Source organism: Dyella sp., from assembly GCF_035685885.1.
GTDB lineage: Bacteria > Pseudomonadota > Gammaproteobacteria > Xanthomonadales > Rhodanobacteraceae > Dyella.
Genome location: NZ_DASRZX010000045.1, coordinates 1 through 7,925 on the forward strand (window position 1 = coordinate 1; position 7,925 = coordinate 7,925).

The window sequence follows — 7,925 nt, forward strand, 5'->3', positions numbered from 1 at the left end:
ACGTTGTGCACGTCCCAGTTCTGCTGGTAGCGATTGAGTGCGCTGGTTTCGGGCGATGCACCCTGGATCACGCCGCCGGTGGTGTGCGTGGTCTGGTACTGGCGCACGTCGTAGTGGTCGCCGGGCTTGCGGATGGTCTGCGAGGTCTGCCGCGGCTTCATGGTGTCGGCAATTTCCTGAGCGCGATCGGTCAGGAAACGGGACATCTTGTATTCGTTGTCGTGCCAGTCGAAGGTGAGGCGCAACAGTGGCAGGCCGAAGCTGTCCTTGTAGGTGGGATCGAGATCCAGATAGCGATCGCGATACGACATCACCGAACCGTGCGTCTGCACGCCGGTGGTGTGCAGGTAGCTGTCCTTCGCCGCGCGCTTCCACTTCTCGCCCCATGCCGGCGTACCCGGCGGCAGCGACAACTGCTGGATCGGTCGACCGCCGGTCTGCCCGCCAAGGATGTAACCGCCACCGACGAAGCCATGCGGCCCGTGGTCGAAGTGATCGGAGTTGAATTCGTCGATGATCTGGTTGCCGCCCGAGCCCGCACCGATGAAGGGATTGATCGCCACGTCCTTGTCGTAGAAGACCGTAACGTTGCTCATCATCTGGTACGCGTAGTTCTTGCCGATCACGCCCTTGCCGGTGTTGGGGTCGTACGGCATGCCGATGCCCGACAGCAGCATCAGGCGCACGTTGTGCATCTGGAACGCGGCGACAATCACCAAATCGGCCGGCTGCTCCACCTGCTGGCCTTGCGCGTCGATATAGGTGACGCCGGTGGCGCGCTTGCTGGTGTTGTCGAGGTTGATCTTGGTGACGTGGCTCTGCGTGCGCAGCGCGAAGTTGGGTTTGCGCATCAGCACCGGCAGGATGGTGGTCTGCGGCGATGCCTTGGAATACATGAAACAGCCGAAGCGCTCGCAGTAGCCGCAGAGATTGCACGGCCCCAGGCGCACGCCATGCGGGTTGGTGTACGGCTGCGATGCGTTCGACGAGGGCTGCGGAAACGGCTTGTAGCCATGCGCACGCGCCGCATCGGCAAACAGCCGGGCGCCGTAGTTGTCGGCCACCGGCGGGTTCGGGTATTCGCGCTTGCGCGCGCCTTCGAACGGATTGCCACCTTCCTTGATCTCGCCGTTGAGATTGCCGGCGCGACCGGAGGTGCCGCACAGATACTCAAACTGCTCAAGGAACGGTTCGAGTTCATCGTAGGTGACGCCATAGTCCTGGATCTGCATGTCGTCCGGCATGAACTTCGCGCCGTAGCGCTGACGGTTGTGGCTTTCGAACACCAGGTCTTCCGGCGACGGACGATAGTGCTGGCCGTTCCAGTGGATGCCCGCGCCGCCCACGTTGTTGCCCAGCAGGAACGAACCGTATTGCCGATACGGCACGGCCGTTTCGCTGAGCGCGTGGCGTATGGTGATGGTCTCCTTGGCCAGCGGTTGGAACAGGTTGCCGCGGATGCCGTAGGCCAGTTCGTCTGCGTTGTGCGGATAGGTGAAGTCAGGCGAGGTGTCGCGATAGGTGCCGCGCTCCAGCGCCAGCACGTTGAGCCCGGCTTCGGTGAGTTCCATGCCCATGATCGCGCCGGTCCAGCCGAAGCCGACGATCACCACGTCGACCGGTTTCATGCGGATCATGCCTTGTCTCCCTGGATGGACACGGGGCCAAACGGATAGACCTTGCCCGGCTGTTCGATCCAGTCGGCGTAGTCGGCGCGTGCGCCGGGAAAGCCGATCATCTTCCACGCACCCATGTGCTTGTTGCCGCCATACATCGGGTCAGCGAAATAGCCTTCCTTGGTGTTGGTAAGCAGCTGGGTGAAGAACGCGGTGGCGGGCATCTGGTCGAACTTGATCTCGCCTTTCTCCAGTTGGTGCAGCACGCCATCGCGTTCCTCCGCCGAGAGTGCGGCGAATTTCTTGTTGTGCTGCTGCTGGCACCAGTCGTCGACGGCGGCGATGGCGGTGCGATACAGCTCGCGCGGCGTGAAGCGCAGCTGGTAACCGAGCGTCGGTGGTGTGTCGGGCGCAAACGGACCCTGCATGTACCAGTAGCCGCCGTGGCCGTAGGTGTCTTCCATCTGGCGGTCGATGAACTCGGGCACGCCCGCTTCCACCGCACTCGGACCGTCGTCGTTGGGCGGGATCAACCGTTCCACCGCGGCCTGCAGGAATTCCCATTCCGGCGCCGTGAAATATCGTGGCGAATAGGTCGTGCCGGCGACCGGCGTGGCGGCATTCTGCGATTGCGCCAGCGCCGAGCCACCCAGCAGGGTGACCGCCGGCACGGCGACCATCGACTGTCGCAGGAAGTCGCGCCGTGACGGCGAACGAGGCTTGTTCGACATGACACTCCCTTTGGCGATGGGCTGAGGGTGTCCGCCGATGCTGGCGCGCGTTGCGAAATCAAAATGTGAAAAAGCGACGTCCGACCTGCCAGGGACCATCGCTGGCAAGACATGGGCAGGCACCTGAAGGCCATGCTTGCGCATCGCGGGGACTCCTGCATAGATAATGGCCCGAAGGCCACGTCATCAGCGAAGCCATGGACACATCCCGCGAACAACGGCAGTTGCGCCTGTCCATCCTGGTGACCTTCCTGGTCGGCGTTGCCTGCGTGGTGGTGGGCCTGCTGATGCATTCGCAGGCCATCGCGTTCGACGGCTTCTATTCGCTGGTCGATGTCGTGCTCACGGCCGGATCGCTGCTGGTTTCGCACCTCATCTCCAGCGAAGGCAGCCGCCGTTTCCAGTTTGGCTATTGGCACCTTGAGCCGTTGATGGTGATGTTCAACGCCACCGTGCTCACCGCCGTATGCAGCTACGCCGCTTACACGGCCGTGCACGACCTGTTGCGCGGCGGCCACGAACTCGCATTCGGCTTCGGCGCGGCATGGGCGGCTTTCATGGGCGTGGCCAGCATGAGCATGGCCTGGTGGATGCAGCGCCAGGCCAGGGCGCTCGATTCGGTACTGCTCCAACTCGATGCGCGCGGCTGGCTGATCGGCGGATGCATCAGCATTGCCGTGCTGGTCGGCTTTGCGGTGGCTGCGGCGATCAAGGGAGGTCCGCTCGATCACTGGATACGCTACATGGATTCCAGCATCCTGTTGCTGCTCATCATCGTCTTGTTGCCGTTGCCGCTCGGCAGTCTTTGGCAGGCCTTGCGCGAGGTGTTGCAGGTGGCGCCGGACGCACTGGACCAGCGCGTGCGTACGGTGATGACTGCCTTGGTGAACGAGCGCGGCTACCTGGATTTCGCCAGCTACGTGGCCAAGATCGGCCGCATGCGCTTCATCGACATCCACATCCTGGTCGATCCCTCGCGCGCGTTGGGAACCATGGCATCCGTGGACGAGGTGCGCAGCGAAATCTCCCGCCGCCTCGGCAGCGACATCCGCGTGGAGTGGCTGACCATCGTGTTCACCGGCAAGCGGGAGTGGATGTAGCGCCGACCGAGATCCGCGGCCTTTTGTAGGAGCGCACCCAGTGCAAAATCAAGGCTGCGCAGATCTCGCCAGCCGGCCGTCGCAAGTAGCCAACGGTCTGCCGTCATGAAGTCCTATCGCGCACAGGTGAGGAACGAGGTTCACCCGATACCCCGCGCGGTCTTTCGTAGGAGCGCACCCAGTGCGCGATCGAGGCTGCGCAGGTCTCGCCAGCCGGCCGTCGCAGGTGGCCAACGGTCTGCCGTCATGAAGTCCTGTCGCGCACAGGGTGCGCTCCTACAGGTGAGGGGCACAGGCTCGCCGGATACTTCGCGATCATCTTGTTGTAGGAGCGCACCCAGTGCGCGATCGCAGCGTTTCGTCATCACCGCGCTGCGGTGTCCCCTTGAGGGATTGGCTTTTCGCGCACAGGGTGCGCTCCTACAGGTGAGGCGCTTCGCCTCAGGCGCGCTTCTGCAGCCAGTCGCCCAGTTGCTTCAATACCTGGCTGCGCGAGGGCTCCGCTTCGTTGAACAGCTCGTGGTAGAGCGAATCGAAATAGCGGGTAGTGAGGTGGTTGCTGGCCCACGCTGCGGCGGCGAAATCGCGGCTGCCGGAGGGGTTCACCAGCTTGTCTGCGCCGGCCACCAGCAGCAGGGTGGGCACGGATAGCTGCGAGGCATCGCGGATCGTCGCTTCGCCCTCGCGGAAGAAGAAGGTCGCCACGCGCGGGGTGATCCAGCCGTGGCGCAGCGGGTCGTTGCGATAGGCCGGCTCCACCTGCGGATCGTGCGAGAGCTTGTCGAACGGCAGGCCGTTGGGCAGCGGCAGGTTGGGCAGCATGCGGGCGAGCGAGCTGGCCAGGGCCTGCTTCCACTTCGGCTCCCACGTGCGCATGGCGGGCGAGGACAGCACCATCGCCGGCGGGCGGATGCGCTGGTCCAGCACGCAGCGGGCGGCGACCAGGCCACCCATGCTGTGGCCGAGCAACAGCGGCGGGTGGGGCAGGGATTCGGCGTAGCCGTTGTAAACCGTGGCCAGGTCTTCCAGCAGGTCGTCCGCATGGCGCAGCGCCCCACGCGGGCCGGGCGTTTTGCCATGGCCGCGCTGGTCGTAGCAGCGGACGGCATAGCCGCGGGTGTGGAACCACTGCGCGAGGCGTTCGTAGCGACCGCTGTGCTCGCCCAGCCCGTGCACGATCAGCACGGCGCCATGCGCGCGCGCGTGGGGCCAGTCCCGCACGAACAGGTCCTGGCCGTCGGCCATGGTCATCAGGTGATGGCTGTCGTTGCGGTCGCCCGGGTGGTTCACATCAAGCCCCTTGGTGGAAAGCGTGAATTCTGCAACAAGCCGGCGCCGTGCGGTGATCCCGGCAAGAAAAAAGGGAGCGGCCAGGCCGCTCCCTTCGATATCCCGCAGGCCTTTGGGTTACAGGTCGGCGCGGAACTCCACGCCGATGATGCGCGGGTCGTTGACGAACGCAGTGCGGTTGTTGAAGTCGATCGCACCGGTGATGTACTGCTTGTTGGTGATGTTGCGGCCGTACAGGGCGATCTCGCGCTTGCCGAAATCCCAGTTGTAGCCGATGCGCACGCCACCTTCGAGCATGGGCTTGCCGCGGAATTCTTCCGACTGGTACAGGAAGAAGTTCACGTCGCTGCGGTAGCTCCAGTCGGTGTAGAAGAAGAACTCGCCGCTCTCGCCGTACGGGATGCCGTAACGCGCCGTGAGGTTGCCAATCCACTTGGGCGCATTCGGCAGCGGGTTGCCGTCCACCAGCGCGTTGCCCTGCGCATTGAGCGGGTCGAGCACCGTGCAGCCCGAGCCGCACACGGCTACCGCCAGGTTCGGGTCCTTCAGCTCGGTGTGGTTGTAGCTGCCGCCGGCGGTCAGGATGAAGTTGGGCGTGACATAGGCTTCGAGATCGAACTCGGCGCCGTAGCCTTCCGTCTTCTTCGCGTTGATCAGGCGCGTGACGTTGATGTCGCCGCCCACCGCGGTGAGCTGCTCGTTGTGCATGATGTAGTTGTACACGTCCGCGTTGAAGCGCAGGCGGTTGTCCATGCCGGTGGTCTTCACGCCCAGTTCGTACGAGGTGATCGTCTCGGGCTTGGCCACCGAAATGAAGTCGGCAAACAGCACGCGGCCCTGCACGCTGGGTGCGCGGAAGCCGTTGGCGATGCGGCCGTACACGTTGACGTTGGGGTTGAGCGTCCAGGTGCCGGTGAGGTCACCGCTCCAGCGTGCGTCATGCGGATTGGCGCCCAGCGAAAGCGGGCCGCCGCCGATCGGCGACAGGATGCGGTCCACGTGGAAATCGCGCGAATCGTGCGAGTAGCGCGTGCCGGCGCGTACGTCGAAGTCGTCGGTGATGCGGTAATCGACCGAGCCGAAGCCCGCCCACGCGCGCGTCGTCTGGCTCTGCTGCGCATAGCCGTCCATCGCGTGGTTGTTGAGCGTGGCGTAGTCGTAATTGACGATCGCGATGTCTTCGTAGAAGTAGTACGTGCCCACCTGCCAGTTCAGGCGATCCTGCGGATTGCTGGCAAGGCGGAATTCCTGCGTGATCTGGTTGTCGTGGGGCAGCGCATCGGCCGTCTCGGACGGAAACGCCGTGACGTACTTGTCCTGGCTCGGGTTGAGCGGGATGGCGATGCCGCCGTCCACGTCGCCCAGGCTGTACGTATCGGCCTTTTCGAAACCCGTGATCGAGGTGAAGGTGTAGTCGCCCAGGTTCCAGGTGAGGTGCGCGTTGCTGCCCCACGAGAACAGGTGCTGCTTGTTGCGGCCGTCCTGGTACACCACGTCGCGCTGGAAGCCCGGCACCAGGCTGTCGCTGCCCAGCGGAATGGCGTTGGCGCGGTTCACCATCGCACTGCCGTCCAGCCAGCGCGCGTGCGCGCTGAGCAGGGCGTTGAAACCGTCGTTGTCGTACATCGCCTGCAGGCGCAGCGCGCGGTCGTTATAGCCGCCCAGCGAGTCTTTCTGGCCGGTGTAGTCGTTGTCGATCCAGCCGTCGCGATGCTGCGCCAGCGCCGACACGCGGCCCGACCAATGACCGCCCAGCGAACCGCCCAGCGCGGCTTCGGCATTGGCCGTGCCCTTGCTGCCGTACGACACGCGTGCGTAGCCGCTGGTGTCCTGGCTCGGTTTCATCGAGTCGAACTTGATCACGCCGGCCGGCGAGTTGCGGCCGAACATGGTGCCCTGCGGGCCGCGCAGCACTTCCACCTGCGAAAGGTCGAACAGCGGGAAGCCCTTGAGGATGGGGTTCTCCTGCACGATGTCGTCGTACACCATCGACACTGGCTGCGACGCATTGAGGTCGAAGTCGCTGTTGCCCAGGCCGCGGATGTAGAAGCGCGGGAATTCACGGCCGTAGGAGGTTTCGGCGTACACGCTGGGCGCGCGGCCGGCGAGCTGCAGCACGGTGTCGCCGGACTGGCCGTAGTTGTTGAGCTGCTCGGGCGTGATCACGCTCATGGAGACCGGCACCTTCTGCAGGTTCTCCACGCGCTTTTCGGCGGTGACGTTCACGGTCGCCAGTTCGACCGGCTTGCCGGTCTGGGACTTCGTGTTCGTGTTGGGTTGGGCCGTGGCGTCCTGTGCGTTGGCGGAGGGAGCAGCACCCAAGGCAAGGGCGCTGCCAATGGAAAGGGCAAGCACGGCGAAGCGCGTCGGGCTGGCGGCGGTCATTGGAAATTCCCCGGATAGTGGAAGGCAACGGCAAAACAAAGGCGCCGCGAGAAACATACTTGGGCGTACGGCGGCGTCACGACATTGTCATCGAAAGAAGGTGCACCGCGAAAGCAATAAATTCCGTATCGAGTTGCCTATTAACCCGGCCGCCCCCATCTCGGGTTACTCTCGAGCGGCTCGCAGGCTACGCCTAAGTCCATGCCACTGCACGATTTTCATCCCGCCGTCGCTGCCTGGTTCCAGGCCACGTTCCCGCAGCCCACGGCACCGCAAAAAGCCGCCTGGCCGTCCATTCGCGAGGGCCGCCATACGCTGGTGGCCGCGCCTACCGGCTCGGGCAAGACGCTGACGGCCTTTCTCGCCGCGATTGATACGCTGGTGCGCGAGGGCGTGGCGAACGGCGGCGCGCTGCCCGACGAAACCTCGGTGGTTTACGTGTCGCCGCTGAAGGCGCTGTCCAACGACATCCGCATCAACCTGGAAGCGCCGCTGGAAGGCATCCGCGCGCAACTGGCCGCCATGGGCCTGCCCGATGTGGACATCCGGACGGCCGTACGGACCGGCGACACCCCGCAGGCCGAGCGCACCGGGATGCGCAAGCAACCGCCGCACATCCTGGTGACCACGCCCGAATCGCTGTACATCCTGCTCGGCTCCGAATCGGGGCGGCGCATGTTGTCAGGCGCGCGCACGGTGATCGTCGATGAAATCCACGCGCTGGCATCGAGCAAACGCGGCGCGCATCTCGCGTTGTCGTTGGAGAGGTTGGAGTCGATGTGCCAGCGTCGTCTGCTGCGCAT

Annotated in this window: 6 protein-coding genes; 2 read left to right on the plus strand and 4 right to left on the minus strand. The window is 64.5% G+C overall.

The features are described 5' to 3' along the window. On the minus strand, nucleotides 1–1,637 hold a 1,637-nt coding region (locus VFG49_RS05785; protein ID WP_324858570.1), incomplete at its 3' end, for a GMC family oxidoreductase. Then, the gene (locus tag VFG49_RS05790) at nucleotides 1,634–2,347 is read right to left on the minus strand and encodes a gluconate 2-dehydrogenase subunit 3 family protein (protein WP_324858571.1); all 714 of its coding nucleotides are present in this window, start codon (nucleotides 2,345–2,347) and stop codon (nucleotides 1,634–1,636) included. The genes VFG49_RS05790 and VFG49_RS05785, both read right to left, overlap by 4 nt. Nucleotides 2,348–2,544: 197 nt before the next feature. Between VFG49_RS05790 and VFG49_RS05795 the strand changes: the two genes are divergently transcribed. Further along, the gene (locus tag VFG49_RS05795; RefSeq protein ID WP_324858572.1) at nucleotides 2,545–3,447 is read left to right on the plus strand and encodes a cation diffusion facilitator family transporter; all 903 of its coding nucleotides are present in this window, start codon (nucleotides 2,545–2,547) and stop codon (nucleotides 3,445–3,447) included. Between the two features lie 441 nt (nucleotides 3,448–3,888). Here the strand turns inward: VFG49_RS05795 and VFG49_RS05800 are convergent, their stop codons facing one another. After that, nucleotides 3,889–4,737 carry a lysophospholipase gene (locus tag VFG49_RS05800; RefSeq protein ID WP_324858573.1) on the minus strand — a complete coding sequence of 283 codons (849 nt, stop codon included), beginning with the start codon at nucleotides 4,735–4,737 and terminating at the stop codon, nucleotides 3,889–3,891. A gap of 117 nt (nucleotides 4,738–4,854) precedes the next feature. Further along, the gene (locus tag VFG49_RS05805) at nucleotides 4,855–7,122 is read right to left on the minus strand and encodes a TonB-dependent receptor (protein ID WP_324858574.1); all 2,268 of its coding nucleotides are present in this window, start codon (nucleotides 7,120–7,122) and stop codon (nucleotides 4,855–4,857) included. A gap of 201 nt (nucleotides 7,123–7,323) precedes the next feature. Between VFG49_RS05805 and VFG49_RS05810 the strand changes: the two genes are divergently transcribed. Then, on the plus strand, nucleotides 7,324–7,925 hold a 602-nt coding region (locus VFG49_RS05810; protein ID WP_324858575.1), incomplete at its 3' end, for a DEAD/DEAH box helicase.

What these genes read in the sequence shown, in the direction of transcription:
- VFG49_RS05790 (WP_324858571.1), bottom strand. Translation starts at nt 2,347, where the DNA reads ATGTCGAACAAGCCTCGTTCGCCGTCACGGCGCGACTTCCTGCGACAG.
- VFG49_RS05795 (WP_324858572.1), top strand. Translation starts at nt 2,545, where the DNA reads ATGGACACATCCCGCGAACAACGGCAGTTGCGCCTGTCCATCCTGGTG.
- VFG49_RS05805 (WP_324858574.1), bottom strand. Translation starts at nt 7,122, where the DNA reads ATGACCGCCGCCAGCCCGACGCGCTTCGCCGTGCTTGCCCTTTCCATT.